Source organism: Gimesia chilikensis, from assembly GCF_007744075.1.
Taxonomy (GTDB): Bacteria; Planctomycetota; Planctomycetia; order Planctomycetales; family Planctomycetaceae; genus Gimesia; species Gimesia chilikensis_A.
Genome location: NZ_CP036266.1, coordinates 3,492,244 through 3,508,925 on the forward strand (window position 1 = coordinate 3,492,244; position 16,682 = coordinate 3,508,925).

Consider the following 16,682-nt stretch of genomic DNA (forward strand, 5'->3'; position numbering starts at 1 on the left):
TTTCGCCCCTGTTTTTATTTCCCGTGTCTATTCGCGATGCAGATCTCAATCAGGGCTACTCTCTCACTGGATAAACAGCCCGTAGTCTTCTATTGTAGATGTTTGAGCAGTCAGACGATTGCCGTTTGCCAAACAATGCCTCTATTTGATTTCGATCTCTGAAGTTACGCATGTCCAAACAATCACTACAGTACACCGTGCTGGCCCGTCGTTTTCGCCCGCAAAACTTCTCGGAAGTGGTGGGACAGGAAATGGTCGCTCGGGCGCTGCAGAACGCCATCCGGGGAGACCGGGTTGCCCACGCCTACCTGTTTACCGGTGCCCGCGGAGTCGGTAAAACGTCGATGGCCCGAATTTTAGCCAAGGCGTTGAACTGTCCCAACACGCAGGATGGAATCCCCTGTGGCGAGTGCGAAATCTGTCAGAACATCGCGACAGGCAGCGATGTCGACGTACTGGAAATCGACGGTGCGTCGAACCGCGGGATTGATGATATCCGCTCTCTGCGGGCCAATGTTAATGTGCGTTCGATGCGATCCAAATACAAGATCTACATCATCGACGAAGTGCACATGCTGACCAAAGAGGCCTTCAACGCCCTGCTGAAAACGCTGGAAGAGCCGCCTCCGAACGTTAAATTCATCTTCTGTACGACTGAGCCTAACAAGTTACCCGATACGATTCTGTCCCGTTGTCAGCGGTTCGATTTCGGGTATATCGAAGAGACGAGTATCTGTGAGCGACTCAGACAGATCGCGGAAGCAGAAGGGGTCACGGTTGCCGATGATGCCATCCAGCTGGTTGCCCGGCGGGCCGGCGGTTCAATGCGGGACAGCCAGTCCATTTTTGACCAGCTGCTTTCGTTTGGTGAAGATAAACTGACTGCAGAAGGCGTGCACCGTATCCTGGGGACTGCCAGTGATGAACGGTTGATAGAACTGCTGGATGCGTTGATGCAGCAAAAGCGGGATGTGGCGCTCTCACTGTTTGATGCGGCCCTGATTTCAGGCGTGCAGCTGAATGAGCTGGTTGATCAGCTCCTGAATTACCTGCGCGATCTGTCGGTCGTGGCGAGTGGCGCCAATGATGTTACGCTGCTGGCCATCTCGGAAAATAATCGGGAGAGCCTGCAACGACAGGCAGAGGTCTGGGGGATTCATACCTGTCTGGCAGCGTTTCAGGTGTTGAATGAAGCGCGGAATAAAATGTTCCGCGCCAGCCATGGTCGTGCCCTGGTCGAGCTGGCGTTGATCCGGATGTCTCTGCTGGAAGACCTCGACCAGTTGTGTGCGTTTGTAAAATCAGGCGGAGCAGTGCCTGCGATGGCAGCCGCTCCCCGTCCCGCGGTCTCCGCAGCCCCGGTTTCGGCTCCCGCTCCCCCTCCCCGGGAAGCCCCTTCCCGTCCGGAACCGGCTCCTCAACCGGCTGTCGATCAAAAAAAAATTGAAAAAAAAAATGAAAATCAATCGGTTGTAGCGTCAAATTCAATTGAAAGCACACCTCCTGCCCGGGATTTGATTCCACTACGGGCTGGGATGGAAAGTTTACTGTTGTCGCAACTTATTGAAAATACAGGGGATCTGTTGAAAGACTCCCTGAAGGGAGTGGCGTCAATAGCAATTTCTGGGCCGAAACAGCTGGATTTACAATTCTCCAAGAGCTATAATTTCGCAAAACAATACTGCGAACGACCTGAGATGTTGGTCAAACTCGAAGCAGCATTGGAAAAACTGACAGGAGAGCGGGCCAAGATCCGCCTGATTGTTCAGGAGCCAGCAGAGGCTGAAGAGGCCGCAGATGAAAATAACACACTGGCACAAAAAAAACGGGTAGAAAAACGAGATCTGGCACCTGCTGGAGATGAATTTCTGCAAGAGGCTCTGACTGTGTTTAATGCTCAGAGCGTGCGAGTGGATGTCTTAAAAGTCAAAACGGAAGAGAAAAAAGAGGAATCATAGCCATGTTCAAAGGACTGGGAAATCTGGCCGGCATGATGAAGCAGTTTTCGGAAATGCAGGGACGGATGCAGGAAATGCAGGACAAACTGGCCAAGCTGAAGTTCGAAGGCGCCGCCGGTGGTGGCATGGTGACTGTAGAAGCAAACGGCCAGCAGAAAATTCTGGGTGTCACCATTGATCCGACACTGATGGAGAGCGGTGATAAGGAAATGCTGGAAGATCTGGTTACCGCAGCTACCAATGCCGCTCTCGATAAAGCCCGCGAAGGCGCAGCGGAAGAAATGGCTCAAATCACAGGAGGGCTGAACATCCCCGGTCTCGATGAGGCATTGTCCAAGTTCAATCCCAATTCGTAGGCTGAGGTTTCCTCCCCCTGATTTCCAGCCAGGTATCGCTGGGTTTCGTTCGTCGATTTCTCATGATAAAGAGTTCACTTTTATGGCGTTTCGTGGAAGAGAGAATCAGTCTCATCCTTACGGTTCCAGCGTGGGGCAATTGATTGACCAGTTTGCTACGCTGCCCGGAATCGGTCGCAAGTCGGCGGAACGTCTGGCGCACTATGTCCTCTCGATTCCCGAGGCCGAAGCGCGTCAACTGGCAGATGCCATCATTGCTGTGAAACAGGCGATTCATCCCTGCAAGATCTGCTTTAACCTGACCGAACAGGAAGTCTGCAGCATCTGTGCTGATCCACGACGGGATAAAAAACTGGTCTGTGTTGTCGAACAGCCCCGGGATGTGGTTTCACTGGAAGCCACCAGTTCGTTTCAAGGTGTGTATCATGTGTTGCAGGGACGAATTTCTCCCCTGGAAGGAGTCGGCCCCGATGATCTGACGATCAACGCCCTGGTGCGCCGGGTCAAGCAGGATGGCGTACAGGAAATTATTATGGCTACCAACCCGACCCTGGAAGGGGACGGGACTGCGCTCTACATTTCGAATCTGCTCGAACACGAAAATGTGGAAATTACCAGGCTGGCGCGCGGAATAGCTTCCGGCAGCGTCCTGGAATTTGCGAATAAAGAGATGTTGGCGGATGCCTTGCAGGGACGACAAAGGTTCTAGGTTTTCATTTTCATTTGTTTCTTTAACAACCATGATGAGTTTGAATTCGGATAATATATGCATCTGAATATTTCACAACAAATGAAACTGGGCCAGCAGATGAAGCTGGCTCCCCGGATGATCCAGTCCATGGAGATTCTGCAGCTCCCATTACAGGCGCTGGAGGAACGCATTGACCAGGAACTGGCAGAGAATGTCTGCCTGGAACGCGTCAGCGATACTGAAGGGACAACGGATACCGAAACGGAACTGATGCGGAGTCAGGCTGACGACGATGCCAACAGTTACAAGCTCGACGAAAAAGAGATGGTCGCCGGCAACGAAACCAACAACGAGTCCGATTTCGAACGGCTGCTCGAGATGGCAGAACAGTGGCCGGAAGATAATGTGACTTCCGCGACCAAGCCTTCGTCAAACCGAATCAGCGAAGACATCGAACGTAACAACGATGCGGTCGCCAATATTTCAGAACGCCAGCAGACCATCAATGAATACCTGCTGGAACAGTTTCATTACTTTTCCTGCTCTCACGAGATCAAGGAATTCGGCGAATATCTGATTCAGAACCTCGATCATAATGGTCGGCTGCAGAGTTCCCTGCCCGAGATCGTGCAGGTCTATGGAAAATCAATCTCGCAGGAAGAGGCCGAAACCGCCCTGCACCTCATTCAGAAATGCGATCCTCCCGGCGTGGGGGCGCGGGATCTGAAAGAGTGTCTGCTCCTGCAACTCAAGCCGGACGCTCCCTATCGCGACGTGCTGGTCACCCTGATCACATCACACCTGGAAGATCTGGGACAAAATCGGTTACCCGTCATTCAACGAAAGACCGGCTACTCGATCGATACCATCAAAAATGCGATGTCCTATCTGCGTTATCTGGATCCATTCCCGGGACGTGGATTTGAATCGGAGCCGGTGTTGAAAGTGACGCCGGATGTCTTTGTCAAAAAAGACGAAAACGGCAAGTACGTGGTCGAACTTGAGAATGAGTACACACCACCACTGCGGATCAGCCGACATTACGCACAACTGCTCCGCAATAAAAATGACGATCAGACCAAAGACTACATCAAGAAGAAGATCGATGCCGCCAAATGGTTGATTGAAGCCATCGAGCAGCGGCACAGCACTTTGAAACGCGTGGCGCAGGCGATTGTCGACTTTCAGACCGACTTCCTCGATAACGGTCCGGAATACATCGTCCCCCTCAAAATGCAGCAGATCGCAGATGTGGTTGGCGTGCACGTTACGACGGTCTCGCGTGCCGTCGATGATAAATGGATCCAGACTCCGCGTGGTTTGTATCCTCTCAAGCGTTTCTTTGGCGGCGGTACCAAGACCTCCGACGGGGAAGACGTGGCCTGGGGCATTATCCGTCTCAAGATGAAAGAGATCATCGATGGGGAAGATAAAAGCAAACCGCTCAGTGATGACGCACTGGTCGATGCCCTGGCGAAGGAAGGTTACAACCTCGCACGACGAACCGTAACCAAATATCGCAAAGCGATGAATATCCCCTCATCCCGACAACGGCGTGAGTATTAAGCGGTCGCCACTTCAGAGTTGATGCTGCCAGCCACTTCGTTCCAGTGAAACGCGGGAACCATCGGTCTGTTCCAGGAACGCCCCCTGCCCTGAGTTGATTTCACCCAGGTGCGTAAGTGGGATTGAGAGTGGGTTTTGCTCAAGCAGTTTTTGTCCCTCTTCAGGTGAGACGGTGAAGAGCAATTCGAAGTCTTCGCCGTCGGAAAGTGCCTTCTGCAGACGCTCTGCTTCAGTCAGTTCTGTAGAAAGGCAGGCGTTGATGGGAAGCTGCTCTGAGCGGATCACGGCGCCCACGCCTGATTCAGTTGTTATATGCTGTAGATCGGAAGCCAATCCATCGCTGATGTCGATCATCGCGTGCAGGGAGACCATTTGCCTGAGGAGTGTTGCTTCCCTGATGCGTGGCGTAAAGGTCAGGTGATGTGACGCCAGGCTGCCTCCCAGAGCGCCGGTAACGAAGATCCAGTCCCCGTCACGGGCATTGGAACGTGTAATTGACTGCAGGCTCGGAGCCATTCCCATGACCGCGACATTGATCACCAGCGGACCGTCCCAGGTGTTCGTGTCACCGCCGATGACCTCAACGTGAAATTCTCTGGCGAGGTCAATCAGGCCCTGCATGACAGACTTGGCAAATTCAGCCCCCCGTGAACGGGGTAACGCCAGACTCACCAGGGCGGAATGCGGTTCTCCCGCCATCGCGGCGATGTCACTGAGATTCACTGCCAGCGCCTTGCGGCCTGCGAGTTCAGGAGTCGCAGGAGGAAACGTGAAATGCGTCCCTTCCATCAACATATCGGTTGCCAGCAACAGCTCCCTGCCCGCCTGCGGTTGCACAATGGCAGTATCATCGCCGATGCTCCGCAGGTCATGCGGAGGAGCCGGGCAACGGGTCTGGATCCATTCGATCAGTTCAAATTCGTGGAAAGCGGCAGCCATAGGTGATTCTAAAAGCGGGGCTGGTTGGACGGTAAATCGAGTCTATGTGAGTTCGACAACGAAGCTCATCATATCAGACAAGAGTCCCGCCTGGCGAGGCGGTGAGGTACAGATTCTGAGCGTAACCTGTTGATCGAATTCATCGCTTGTAAAAAAAGAACCCGGCACGCTTATACAAAAAGCGTGTCGGGCTGATGGATCCAGTTGATGAACTGAATGATGGATCTGTTAACTGAGCTTACGGGTTTCCGGCCAGATTCAGTGGCAGGTGTCCGTAGAGCGTTTCGTTCTGTCGCAGAATGTAGAACTTCAGCGGATTGAAACTGGAAAGCTTGGAATTGCTCAGAACGTAGGACACGTTGCTGAGGTTCACAGTTTCCCAGATGTGCAGCCCGACGAGGATATCACCCCGACGCATACCGTTCATGGCGGCAGGGCTGTGAGGACGCACGTCTTCGATCAGCATGCCTCCCTCATAGCGAGGGCTCAGCAGGTGCTTCTGAGAGTCAGGGATCTTTGCCAGTTTAATTCCCAGGACTTCCCAGGTCTTCTCGGCAGTCGGGTCCATGGCAATTTCGTTGTTTTGAGCACGTACAACCGGAGCACTGACGGGAGTCGTCCGGGCAACCGCACCAGCATCTGCCAGTGTGATCTGCACCGTCTGGGTTTTGTCCTGACGACGAATCAGCAGGTCGATTGTATCGCCCGGTTTATGTCCCATGAAAGCACGCTCGAGGTCAGCCCGGTCGACGATGTTGACCGAACCGGCTTTCATGATGATGTCGTCTTTCAGAAGCCCTGATTTTTCAGCTGGGCTGTCTTTTGCCGGTACTTTCAAAACCAGCATTTGCTTGTCACCCTGCTTGATGTCTTTCGCATGGATTCCGTGGTAGGTGTGATCGATCAGTTCGCTGCTGATCAGGTCAGCGATGATCTGACGGGCATCGTCGATGGGAATCGCAAAGCCGATACGCTGAGCACCAGCACGAATGGCGACGTTAATACCGACGACTTCTCCGTCCAGGTTGAGCAGTGGCCCGCCGCTGTTTCCCGGATTGATGCTGGCATCGGTCTGGATCAGGTTCTTGTAAGACTGTTTTTCGTTGACTTCCACGTCCCGTGAGAGGGAGCTGATAATACCGGAAGTCACTGTATGTTCATAACCGAAGGCATTACCGACAGCAATCACGGTTTCACCCAGCATCAGGTCCGAGGACGTACCGGGCGGCATGACGGTCAGTTTTTTGTTCGGGTTGATTTTGATAATTGCCAGGTCTTCGCTCTGGTTGGAAGAGACGATCCGGGCGTTGTAGGTGCTGCCGTCAATCATGGTCACACGCAGCGCGTCAACGCCGTCGATGACATGGTGATTGGTGACAATGTATCCACGGGGATCGACAACAATGCCGGTTCCCATGCCATTAACTTTGCGACTCTTACCGGAACCAAAGAGGGAATCGTCGGTACGTGCTGTCTTTTCGCTGTGGATGTTGACCACAGACGTCTTAGCACGCTCAATGGCGCGGACAAGAGGCGTTTTCCGTACATCGGAGGCTATACTCTGCTCACATAGGGCACCCGCTCCTGTTGCAAGAATCAGAGTGCACAGTGTGAGTCTATAAAAGCACTTAATCATTCGGTGGCTCAGTTCATCGAGGTGGCGGTGCGATTACTCGCGTGTCCTAGTTCCATCTACCGACCGGAGGCGATCCATCAATGCTCCGTAGAACTGGGTATCGGAATGAATTCTTTGGTGTCTTAATTATGAACAGACTCTCTGGAATAGTTTACCTAGTTGACAGTGCGTAACTTTAGGTAAGGCATGCGGATTGTCGCGTTGTCGCTTTTCGGTTTCTATTTGGGAATTCCGAAAAAGGCTCATGTCGGCCAGATTGGATAGCTGCGGAGACCACCTTCAGACACTAAAATGAGACTGTGAACGATGTTCAGGTTGCTTAATCCTGTTGATCTTGAGCGAGATCCTGCATTTTTCTGTATTTTGACAGCTTCTCCTGCATTTCAGATTTACCGTCGGGAGCAGCTTTCTGGATGGCGGATTCCAGTGTTTTTATGGCCAGTTCGAGCTGGTCATTCGCCTGATAAGCAGTCGCTAAAGTGTCGAGCAGATTGGCATCCTGTGACTCGGTCAGTTCACAGGCCTGTTTCGCATGCAGCACCGCTGCCTTGGGGTTTCGAAATTCCGGGTCCTGGCAGGTTGCGTAAAGCCAGGCCAGATCATTGTGTATGATCGGTGAGAGTGGATTGAGTTCAATCGCCCGCTGATAATCTTTTATCGCGGCTGCATATTGTTGTTTCTCTTCCCAGACGTCGGCTCGATTTCCAAATACTTGCGATACGAAGTTGTTGAGCTTGATTGCTTCATCGAAGTCTTGCAGCGCCAGATCGGGTTTCCCCTGCTCCAGATACGCGATGCCGCGGGCATTGAGTGAGTCCACTGCTTTGGGATTCCGTTTCAGAGCTCGATTGAAATCAGCGATTGCGAATTTTGGCTGATGGTCTTCCAGGTAAAGCATGCCCCGCAGTTGATAGGCGTGTGCGCTGTGCGGGGCCAGTTTGATCGCGTGATTCAGATCGTCCAGGGCCGCACGACTCTGCTGTTGTAAACGTTGAATTCCGGCCCGGTTAATATACAGATGAGCGTTGTCCGGTTTCAGTTTGATTGCTGCATCAATGTCAGCTATTGCCGCTTCGTAGTGTTTCAGCTCCTGGCGGGCAATAGCTCGGAGCTGGTACCGCTCCACGGTTGGTTTCTCTTGAATTGCCTTGTCCAGATATGAAATGAGATCGCCCGGGATTCTGACATCACTCTCCCGCACCCAGCCTCCCAACAGAGGCACCCAGAGCCACTCCTGGTTCTTTTCCGTGATGAGCACCACTTCTCCGGGGTTGAGTTTCTGTTTGATGCCGTCTGCGGTTTTCAGATCGGCTTCCCTGGATGTCACAATCCGAGTGTGCGGAGCGAGTTTCTGATTTTCCGCGCTGGCAGCAGGCAGGCAGCATAAAAACAGGTATCCCAGCAGGAGGCCTGGTCGGGGGCTAAACTTTAGAGAGGTGGACATATGGTTGCTCGTGGGGTGGGCTGGTCGTAAGTTCTTTGTGATTGTTAGTTTTTCTTTATAATTGATATTTTCTGTAGAATTCCCATGTTAACATGGTATGCTAGATGCGCGTACAACCGTTTTCAAATTTCAGGGAAATCCAACCCAGTCCAATCTGATTTTACGGGTACGTTGTCTTCCGGAACTATGATGTTAGAACAATGATCGAAAGGGGAGAATCGTGAAATCGATACTCAAATTGGTGAGTGTGGCTGCAGCCATCATGATGATGACCACTGCAGTTCAGGCAGGTAAGTGTCGATCGCAGTTGTGTTGTGTGAGCTCTGCACCTTGTGTGAGCGGATGTGATCCCTGTGCGACGATCACCTGCAAACCCGCCTGCAAGACAGTCGAACAGACTGTGATGGTGCCCGAGATGGTAACAGAAACCCGCAAGGTTCACTGTACCGCTTATCGGACAGAGACGCGGCAGCGGGATGTCACCATCTACGACAATGTGCCTGAAGTGAAAGAGATCACTCAGACTTACACGGCGTATGTTCCTGAAGTTCGCACACGGACTGAGAAGTATGTCGTCTGTAAACCGATCTGGAAGACCTCTCAGAAATCCTACACCGTCAACGTGCCCTACTACGAAACCCGAACCGCGACCCGCATGGTCGAACAACGGTTCTGGCGGGATGAGCAGCAGGAATACACGGTCAACGTTCCCTACACCGAACAGCGGACCGCGACCCGGATGGTTCAGAAAGTCGTTACCAAAGACGTCCAGCAGACCTACACGGTCAATGTGCCTTACACCGAAAAACGGACCGGCATGCGGACCGTCATGAAATGCGTGCCCGTCAAGCGCTATCGAACTGTCTGTGAAGATCAGGGACACTGGGAAGATCGTCCTATCGAGACCGCCTGCCCTGCCCCTGCCTGCGGTGATTGCGGGACCTGTGGCGATTGTTGTCAGCCCGCTTGTACTCCCGTCTGCACACAGCGGGTCTGGGTGCCGAAGATTGTACAGAAGAAGGTCGAATACACGTCCTACCAGCAGCAGTGCGAGCAGGTACCATTCACTTATGAAGTACAGTGCTGTAAGCCAGAGCAACGGACTTGCACCGTGCAGGTTTGTGAGACCGTATGTGTTCCCGAGAAGTATACTTACAACGTTCAGCTCTGCCGACCTGAAACCCGGACACGCACCGTCAAAGTCTGCGACGTGAAATGTGTGCCTCAGCAGTATAACTATCAGGTGCAACTCTGCCGTCAGGAAACTCGGACCTGCGATGTCAAAGTCTGTTCCTTCGTCAAAGAGGAAAAGACTCGCCAGGTTAACTACACCGTCTGCGTTCCTGAGCAGCGTACCTGTACACGCACGGTAACCGTCTGCAAGCGTGTGCCCCGTGTCGTGCAGCAGTCTTACACGGTCTGTGTGCCCTACACCGTCGAAAAAGAGGTTCCGGTTCAGGTCTGCCGTAGAGTACCCAAAAAGGTACTGGTTCAGGTCTGTGAGCCAGCCTGTTCGACCTGTAACTAATTGCACTGCAGGAGACTCACCCTGCAGACTGTGATAGTCGAAATCAGCCTCATACTTTCGAGTATGAGGCTTTTTTTATAAACTAAGTAATACGAAACGGTTTTTTATTCTATCAAGTACGAGTGATCTGATGTCTGCAGATTTAGCGAACGGGAACCCTCCCTCACGGTTTACCGAGGAATTTGAACAACTGACTGCTACACTGTCCCAACTGGCCACTGGTGCGGAGGCCGAGTTGAACTGGCCTGCCGAAGCCTGGAACGCTCTGAAAGAGGCTGGGGTCCTGGGCTGGAATGTACCTGTGGAGTTTGGGGGAGCAGATTTTGACTCACTTGAAATGACCTATGGTTATATTCGCCTGGCAGAAGCCTGTCTCACGACAACATTCGTGTTGACCCAGTTCAATGCGGCCTGTCAGCGGATCAACTGGTCCGCGGATACTGATTTCAAAACCACCGTATTCCAGGAACTGGTCAACGGAACGAAGTTCGCCACCGTCGGTATTTCGCATCTGACTACTTCTCGTCAGCATTTAAAGAAGCCGACCGTGAGTGCGCGTTCGGATGAGAACGGCTGGATTCTCGATGGTTTCGTTCCCTGGGTCACCGGGGCCGTCCACGCCGACTACATTGTGACCGGTGGTGTCTGCGAAGACGGAACCCAGATTCTGGCACTCGTCGATACAACGGCGGAAGGCGTAGACCCGCAGTCCCCGATCGAGATGCTCTCGATGACCGGATCCCATACAGGGGCGGTCAAACTGAACCAGGTACAGATTCCCTCAGAACACCTGATTGCAGGTCCTGTGGAACAGGTGATGAAACGCCCCGATGGCCAGGGAGGCGCCGGTTCCCTGACGACCTCTGCCCTCGCACTGGGAGTGGCACGACGGGCGATCTCCCGGCTGCAGGAAGAAGCAGAAAAACGTGCAGATCTGCTTGAGATCTATGAACCCCTGCACGCAGAATGCGCGGGGATTTACCGCGAGATGTTTGAGACCCTGGAAGCAGGAACCTTGAACGGTACGTTCTCTGAGAAAATTCGCGAGCGATCGAATTCGCTGGTGCTGCGGTCTTCACAGGCGCTGCTGGCTGCTGTGAAAGGAGCGGGGTTTGTCAAAGGGCATCCCGCAGAACGGGCGATTCGTGAGGCGATGTTCTTTCTGGTCTGGTCCTGCCCGCAACCGGTCGTACATGCCAATATGCGGGAGTTTGCCTGCGTGCTCGACTGAAGCTGATTACTTTTCTCCGGCCATGGCTTCGGCCAGGTTGATGATGTGATCCCGGACACGCCGCATGGCATTCAGTGTGGATGTGTAAGAGACGTTGATATAGGGATCGACCTTCTCCTCAGAAAGGTAATCCAAGTGCTCTTTGGAGAGCGACTTGACCTTGTTTTTGATCTCATTGCCGGAGTGCACGGTCGAATCCACAATGTCCCGGTTTTCGTGCTGATAAGCCTCAGTCACCTGGTGCAATTGATGTTCGACCATCGCCAGCACTTCAAGCAGGGAATCGTTATGCGATTCGTCGAAGCTTCGGCCCTGCTTTTTCAGTTTAAGCCGGAATTTGGCAATCCGCTGCAGATAGTCGCTGATCGATTCGTATTCATCTGCCATTCTCAACTGGCAGCGACCCTGGGAAATGACTTCCTGGGAGAGATCCATCGCCAGCAGATGCGTGATGTAACTGGTGATTTCATCCTGCATCCGGTCCAACTCTTCCTCGTGCTGGAAGAGGACTTCTACTTCCAGAGGGTCAGGCGTGTCCTGGGAAAGGATCCGTTTCAGAATCTGTACCATTTCATCACAGAGCTTGCCCATTTTGAGCACTTCGCCCCGCGACTGTTCGATCGCCAGCACCGGAGTTTCCAGAATGCGGATATCCAGGCTGGTCAGGTGGGAAATTTCCTGCGGTTTGTCCCTGACAATCTTGGTGAGCAGCGTGGCAATATTGCCGGCAAATGGCAGGAATACAAGTGTATTCAGAATATTGAACACCGAATGGGTGGCCGCGATGGCTTTGACGGTTTCCGGAAAGGTCACTTCGCCGTTAACCACGACCTCTTTAGTCACATCGACGTCAATCAACCAGGGAATAAATTTGACATACCAGAAAAAGATCGTGGAAATCCAGAGCACGCCGCCGATATTGAACAGAAAATGGAAGTAAGCGGCACGACGGGCATTCGTTGTGGTACCGATTGAAGCCAGCAGAGCGGTAACCGTAGTCCCAATGTTTTCTCCCAGAACGAGGGCTGCTGCCGTTTCAAAGGGAATCAGACCACTGGATGCCAGGGAGATGGTAATCCCCAGAGTTGCAGAAGAGGACTGCACAAGCACAGTCAGAATGCAGCCCACCAGCATACACTGGAAGACGCCCAGAAACGTATTGGCCTGGAAGTGCAGAAACCACTGGCGGAACTCGGGCATCTCATGAATGAACTTACAAGACTCTTTCATGAGCTGTAAGCCAAAGAAGACCATACCGACCCCCATGATCGCCAGGGCCACGTATCGCAGTCGTTCATTCTTGGAAAACAGATAGACGAACGCCGCGATTCCCAGCATGGGGAGACCGTACTTACCGATCTTCAGCACCAGAATCCAGCCGGTAACGGTCGTACCGACGTTGGCGCCCATGATCACGCCAATTGCCTGTGTCAGTGACATCAGGCCGCCATTGACGAACCCGACTGTCATCACGGTTGTCACAGAACTGGACTGAACGAGAACCGTGACCAGGAAGCCCACAACTGTTGCCAGCAGCCGGTTGTTAGTGACGGCACCAATCAGCCGTTTCAAACTGGCTCCTGCAATAGATTGAAGACCCTGGGACATGTACTTCATTCCCAGGAGGAAAATTCCCAGACCGCCAATGAGGGTGGTCGTCATTTCAAACATGTTGTTTCTGGACCCTGTGGTTGATGTCTCACTCCCCTGATTTCTGCGAAACGGGAGCGTTTAATCGTGTTCGTATGTCTTGATGTGTGTGAAACTATCGTTAAGATTTCGCATAGTTATTATGTAGATCAGGTGAGAATACAAGGGAGTAGGCGGCCTGTCTTGGCAGAGACTGCCAAAATTTTGCCCCTGATCCTTGTAGGATTGCTTCAGGCGCGGTAAATCAGTTCTAAGGCGGTTTTAGAACAATTTCCGCACTATTTTTCGCTGACAGACGTGTTTAAACGTTTACTTGGCGCAATAAGCCCCCGTAGCTCAATTGGATAGAGTGCTGGCTTCCGAAGCCAGAGGTTGCTGGTTCGAGCCCAGCCGGGGGTATTCTGCTTTGGCCCGCTGCTTACGGGGCTGATTGAGGTGAGGCCTGAACTGCCCTGCACCTTCTCTTCTGACATCCCCTTCTGAATCTTCCCGAGCGATTAACGGCCATCGTTGTGGTATGTGGAATCTTCAACGCTGGTGTGCTCGTCATCTGATGTTTTCAATGTGATCTCTATAGTGACTCCAAGCACCAGTCCGGCGATTACTCCACTCCAGAGATTCGATACCGTCTGCCACATTTGGGCATCGATCGGACCACTTTTGATCGGGGGATCGATAAATATTCCAAAGAGTGTGCCGCAAACAGTACACGGAATGAGCCACCCTGAGCGAAAGATGAGCGCTGTCATGCTGCCTGCGAACAGGCCGGCATAGAGTCTCCAGTAGGGACCGATGTCGTTCAACCACGCGAGTAAAGTAAATACACCCGTGAGGGTGGTCAACAGGATCTGAACAGTCAGCAGTGTCCGGCTGCGTGGGGGGCTGTCGCTGGATGATCTATTCATGAAATGCGTCCCAATCCCGTTTATGACGAAGACTGACTGACTCACCACAGAAACATGCTTGCCTTCTTGTTTAAGATCTGAATCTCATAAACCGCGCTGCACGGGGCCTGGGCGACTCCGTAGCAGACGTGGAGCGGCAGCAGATGTTCTTCCCGGGGATGGCAGAACCGGGCTCCATAAACGTCAGCCCATGCGGTCAGTCGCTGCATTCTCTCTGTCTCCGAATAGTCCGTGCTGCAAAACGTTTCCACGAGCCACTCTTCAAATGACTGATTCATTTTCTGCGACTCAGGAGTCTCGGCTGAGAAGAAGGCATCCAGATTATGGAAGGAAAATCCCGAGCCGATCACCAGTACTTTTTGCTGGTGAAGTGACTGCAGTGCCTGCCCCATTTGAATGTGTTGCTGTGGCTCCAGCGAATTCACAATTGACAGCTGGACACAGGGAATATCGGCTTCCGGATACATGATTTTGAGAGGCACAAACATGCCATGATCAAATCCGCGTATCTCATCCAGTCGGGCTTCGATATTGCTTTGTTGCAAGAGTTCAGCGACTTCGTGCGCCAGTACAGGCTTGCCCGGGCAGGGATACTGAATTTGATAGGACTCTTCCGGAAACCCGTGGTAGTCATAGATCAAAGGTGGCTGTTCCCCGGCCGTGATGGTGGGCAGCGACTCTTCCCAGTGGGCACTCACGATCACTATCGCAGCGGGTCTGGGGATTTGGGAGGCAATCTGTTTCAGGCAGGAAACCATTTCACGATGGCCGGGATCCCCCAGCAGCGGCAGTGGGCCGCCCCCATGTGAGAGGAACAGTGCTTTCGGGGACTGTTTCGTCATGACCTGCTTCTCTCAATGCTGCTGGCTGGCGAAAGGGGAGGACGTGATTCCGATTTGCTCAGGAAACGGTCCCTGAAAATCGCATACGCAGGTTTTCGATGACTTCGATGCCGCGGGGCATGGTGCCGATGCGTTTGAGGCGGCCTTTGTGTTCCAGGGCTTTGAGGTGGTCGACAACGCCGTTGGTGGATCTGATGCCGAAGGCGGCGCCGATTTCCCGTACGGTGGGGGCGGCCCCTGCTCTGGCTCGGTAAACGCGGATGAAACTGAGGATCGCCTGCTGTTTTACTGTGAGTCGTTTCATGCTCTTAACCTGATCGATGGGGAAATCAGTCAGGCCCTCAATCTGATCGTGGGGCCTGTGGGAATTTTGACAGACGGCCTGTAGAAATTCCAGAGCAGATTTATCTTCTGGCGTCGGAAAATGCAACTGAACGTGCCAGCTTAGATTAGTTCTTTGATTGGTGAACCATGAGGCAGAATAGGCATGGGGCGGCCGCTGCGGTCCAGGAATTCGTGATTCTGGTCAATGCCCATGAAATGGTAGACAGTGGCCAGCAGGTCGTTAGGATCCAGCTTGTTGTCCTTGGCGTATTCTCCCTTGGCGGTCGTCGAGCCGATGACCTGTCCCATGGGAGCCCCACCTCCGGAGACCAGGACCGACATCGCCCCCGGCCAGTGGTCGCGGCCCGGCTGCATGACCTTGCTTTTGGTGCCGGGTTTCACATCAATCCGGGGTGTGCGGCCGAATTCTCCCGAGACGACCAGCAGGACTCTCTTATCAAGACCGCGAGCATAAATATCTTCAATCAGTGCCGAAACGGCCCGGTCGAACGGAGGCATCCGCACGCTCAGGTCGTAATACAGGTCGCCGTTAATCGCGTGGATGTCCCAGTTGGAATGGATGCGGTTTTTCTGGGTACCGGGAATGTCGGGGTTGTTCATATACATCGTGACGAAGCTGGTGCCCGCTTCGACGAGTCGCCGTGCCAGCAATGCCCGCTGGCCCCATTTGTGTCTGCCGTAACGGTCGCGGGTAGCTTCGCTCTCCTGTGACAGATCAAAAGCCTGACGGGCTTTGTCACTGGTGAGCATGCCCAGGGCCTGTTCGTTGATGTTATCCAGGGCCTGCATGGAACCGTGCAGGTCGACGTCTCTGCGGAAGCTGTCAAACGACTGCAGCAGTCCCAGTCGGTCATCGAGGCGATCTTTGACACTGTTGGAAACCGAGAGGTTGGGCACTGAGTAACCCGGCGCACCCGGATTCCCACCTACGACAAAGGGCATCGCGGATTCCCCCAGGTAGGCACTGCCACCCCCGTAAGCCCGTGGAGAACTGGCGACATAATTGGGCACGCCGACGCGACGGTGCTCGCGCATTTTGGCGACGATAGGACCGACGGTGGGAAACTCGGAGACCGGGTTAACGCTCTGTGTTTTACGACCGCTCAGAAAACGGACTGAACCGCGGGCGTGTTGTGAGTCTTCATGTGAGATGGAGCGGATGATCGAAAATTTATCGGCGACTTTCGCGTGCAGCGGAAGCAGTTCGCAGATCTCCATGCCGGGCGTCCGCGTAGCGATGGGATTGAGCTGTCCGCGATAGTCACTGGGGGCGTTGGGTTTCATGTCATACGTTTCCATATGACTGGGGCCGCCCAGCAGCCAGATGAAAATCACTGCGGTATCTTCACGGTTGCCTGCCTGGGGATTGAGTGAGTTAGCCAGTACGCGCTGACGAAGCAGGTCGGCCAGCCCCAGACCTCCCAGTGCCATGTAACCGGCCTGAAGAAAACTGCGGCGTGACATTGGGCCGGGACAGTAAACAGAACGGTCAGCACTCATGAAGTTACCTCTGGCTTGTGGATACAGGCGGGAACGTCAATTACTTCGGGGGGGCACTTTGTGATGTCGGGATGCAGGAATTTCGCAGGGT

At 53.3% G+C, this 16,682-nt stretch carries 14 protein-coding genes and 1 tRNA gene; 7 read left to right on the top strand and 8 right to left on the bottom strand.

The features are described from left to right. The first annotated feature begins 170 nt into the window (after positions 1-170). The 4 genes from dnaX (at position 171) to rpoN (ending at position 4,571) form a co-directional block, all read left to right on the top strand. A complete protein-coding gene (gene dnaX / locus HG66A1_RS13230; protein ID WP_145184473.1) occupies positions 171-1,958 on the top strand; it encodes a DNA polymerase III subunit gamma/tau in 1,788 nt (595 codons plus the stop codon). Between the two features lie 2 nt (positions 1,959-1,960). Further along, positions 1,961-2,314, top strand: coding sequence for a YbaB/EbfC family nucleoid-associated protein (locus HG66A1_RS13235; RefSeq protein WP_197993946.1), 354 nt, complete (start codon positions 1,961-1,963; stop codon positions 2,312-2,314). Positions 2,315-2,396: 82 nt separating this feature from the next. After that, positions 2,397-3,023 (top strand): recombination mediator RecR, encoded by a 627-nt coding sequence (gene recR / locus HG66A1_RS13240; RefSeq protein ID WP_145184476.1) that lies wholly within the window; start codon positions 2,397-2,399, stop codon positions 3,021-3,023. 57 nt (positions 3,024-3,080) lie between these two features. Then, positions 3,081-4,571: an RNA polymerase factor sigma-54 gene (gene rpoN / locus HG66A1_RS13245; RefSeq protein ID WP_145184479.1), complete on the top strand. Its 1,491-nt coding sequence runs from the start codon at positions 3,081-3,083 to the stop codon at positions 4,569-4,571. A 12-nt stretch (positions 4,572-4,583) separates the two neighbouring features. Here rpoN and HG66A1_RS13250 read toward each other — a convergent pair whose 3' ends face one another. From HG66A1_RS13250 to HG66A1_RS13260, 3 genes are all read right to left on the bottom strand, one after another. Beyond that, entirely contained in the window at positions 4,584-5,510 is a 927-nt protein-coding gene (locus tag HG66A1_RS13250) for a thiamine-phosphate kinase (protein WP_145184481.1), read from the bottom strand. Between the two features lie 238 nt (positions 5,511-5,748). Further along, a complete protein-coding gene (locus HG66A1_RS13255) occupies positions 5,749-7,008 on the bottom strand; it encodes a trypsin-like peptidase domain-containing protein (protein ID WP_232102194.1) in 1,260 nt (419 codons plus the stop codon). Between the two features lie 457 nt (positions 7,009-7,465). Next, positions 7,466-8,590, bottom strand: a complete 1,125-nt coding sequence (locus HG66A1_RS13260; RefSeq protein ID WP_145184484.1) for a tetratricopeptide repeat protein — start codon at positions 8,588-8,590, stop codon at positions 7,466-7,468. Positions 8,591-8,810: 220 nt separating this feature from the next. On the opposite strand from HG66A1_RS13260, the gene HG66A1_RS13265 reads away from it, so the two are divergent. Beyond that, on the top strand, positions 8,811-10,118 hold the full coding sequence (locus HG66A1_RS13265) for a hypothetical protein (RefSeq protein WP_145184487.1): 1,308 nt from the start codon (positions 8,811-8,813) through the stop codon (positions 10,116-10,118). 130 nt (positions 10,119-10,248) lie between these two features. Further along, complete coding sequence (locus tag HG66A1_RS13270) at positions 10,249-11,349, top strand: acyl-CoA dehydrogenase family protein (protein WP_145184490.1); 1,101 nt, start codon at positions 10,249-10,251, stop codon at positions 11,347-11,349. A 6-nt stretch (positions 11,350-11,355) separates the two neighbouring features. Here the strand turns inward: HG66A1_RS13270 and HG66A1_RS13275 are convergent, their stop codons facing one another. Further along, positions 11,356-13,011, bottom strand: coding sequence for a Na/Pi cotransporter family protein (locus HG66A1_RS13275; RefSeq protein WP_145184492.1), 1,656 nt, complete (start codon positions 13,009-13,011; stop codon positions 11,356-11,358). A 313-nt stretch (positions 13,012-13,324) separates the two neighbouring features. Between HG66A1_RS13275 and HG66A1_RS13280 the strand changes: the two genes are divergently transcribed. Then, positions 13,325-13,398 (top strand) — tRNA-Arg (locus tag HG66A1_RS13280). Between the two features lie 98 nt (positions 13,399-13,496). On the opposite strand, the gene HG66A1_RS13285 is transcribed toward HG66A1_RS13280, so the two are convergent. The 4 genes from HG66A1_RS13285 to HG66A1_RS13300 form a co-directional block, all read right to left on the bottom strand. Then, positions 13,497-13,904 (bottom strand): hypothetical protein, encoded by a 408-nt coding sequence (locus HG66A1_RS13285; protein ID WP_145184495.1) that lies wholly within the window; start codon positions 13,902-13,904, stop codon positions 13,497-13,499. Between the two features lie 41 nt (positions 13,905-13,945). After that, positions 13,946-14,746 (bottom strand): DODA-type extradiol aromatic ring-opening family dioxygenase, encoded by an 801-nt coding sequence (locus tag HG66A1_RS13290; protein WP_145184498.1) that lies wholly within the window; start codon positions 14,744-14,746, stop codon positions 13,946-13,948. Positions 14,747-14,804: 58 nt separating this feature from the next. Continuing rightward, entirely contained in the window at positions 14,805-15,050 is a 246-nt protein-coding gene (locus HG66A1_RS13295) for a LexA family protein (protein WP_145040567.1), read from the bottom strand. A gap of 140 nt (positions 15,051-15,190) precedes the next feature. Next, complete coding sequence (locus HG66A1_RS13300) at positions 15,191-16,591, bottom strand: DUF1501 domain-containing protein (protein WP_145184501.1); 1,401 nt, start codon at positions 16,589-16,591, stop codon at positions 15,191-15,193. Positions 16,592-16,682 lie beyond the last annotated feature (91 nt).

Bases quoted from the DNA above. Each gene is read 5' to 3' on its own strand.
- HG66A1_RS13300 (WP_145184501.1), bottom strand. From the start codon at position 16,591: ATGAGTGCTGACCGTTCTGTTTACTGTCCCGGCCCAATGTCACGCCGC.
- HG66A1_RS13275 (WP_145184492.1), bottom strand. From the start codon at position 13,011: ATGACGACCACCCTCATTGGCGGTCTGGGAATTTTCCTCCTGGGAATG.
- HG66A1_RS13285 (WP_145184495.1), bottom strand. From the start codon at position 13,904: ATGAATAGATCATCCAGCGACAGCCCCCCACGCAGCCGGACACTGCTG.
- HG66A1_RS13260 (WP_145184484.1), bottom strand. From the start codon at position 8,590: ATGTCCACCTCTCTAAAGTTTAGCCCCCGACCAGGCCTCCTGCTGGGA.
- HG66A1_RS13295 (WP_145040567.1), bottom strand. From the start codon at position 15,050: ATGAAACGACTCACAGTAAAACAGCAGGCGATCCTCAGTTTCATCCGC.
- HG66A1_RS13270 (WP_145184490.1), top strand. From the start codon at position 10,249: ATGTCTGCAGATTTAGCGAACGGGAACCCTCCCTCACGGTTTACCGAG.
- HG66A1_RS13235 (WP_197993946.1), top strand. From the start codon at position 1,961: ATGTTCAAAGGACTGGGAAATCTGGCCGGCATGATGAAGCAGTTTTCG.
- rpoN (WP_145184479.1), top strand. From the start codon at position 3,081: ATGCATCTGAATATTTCACAACAAATGAAACTGGGCCAGCAGATGAAG.
- dnaX (WP_145184473.1), top strand. From the start codon at position 171: ATGTCCAAACAATCACTACAGTACACCGTGCTGGCCCGTCGTTTTCGC.
- HG66A1_RS13290 (WP_145184498.1), bottom strand. From the start codon at position 14,746: ATGACGAAACAGTCCCCGAAAGCACTGTTCCTCTCACATGGGGGCGGC.
- recR (WP_145184476.1), top strand. From the start codon at position 2,397: ATGGCGTTTCGTGGAAGAGAGAATCAGTCTCATCCTTACGGTTCCAGC.
- HG66A1_RS13250 (WP_145184481.1), bottom strand. From the start codon at position 5,510: ATGGCTGCCGCTTTCCACGAATTTGAACTGATCGAATGGATCCAGACC.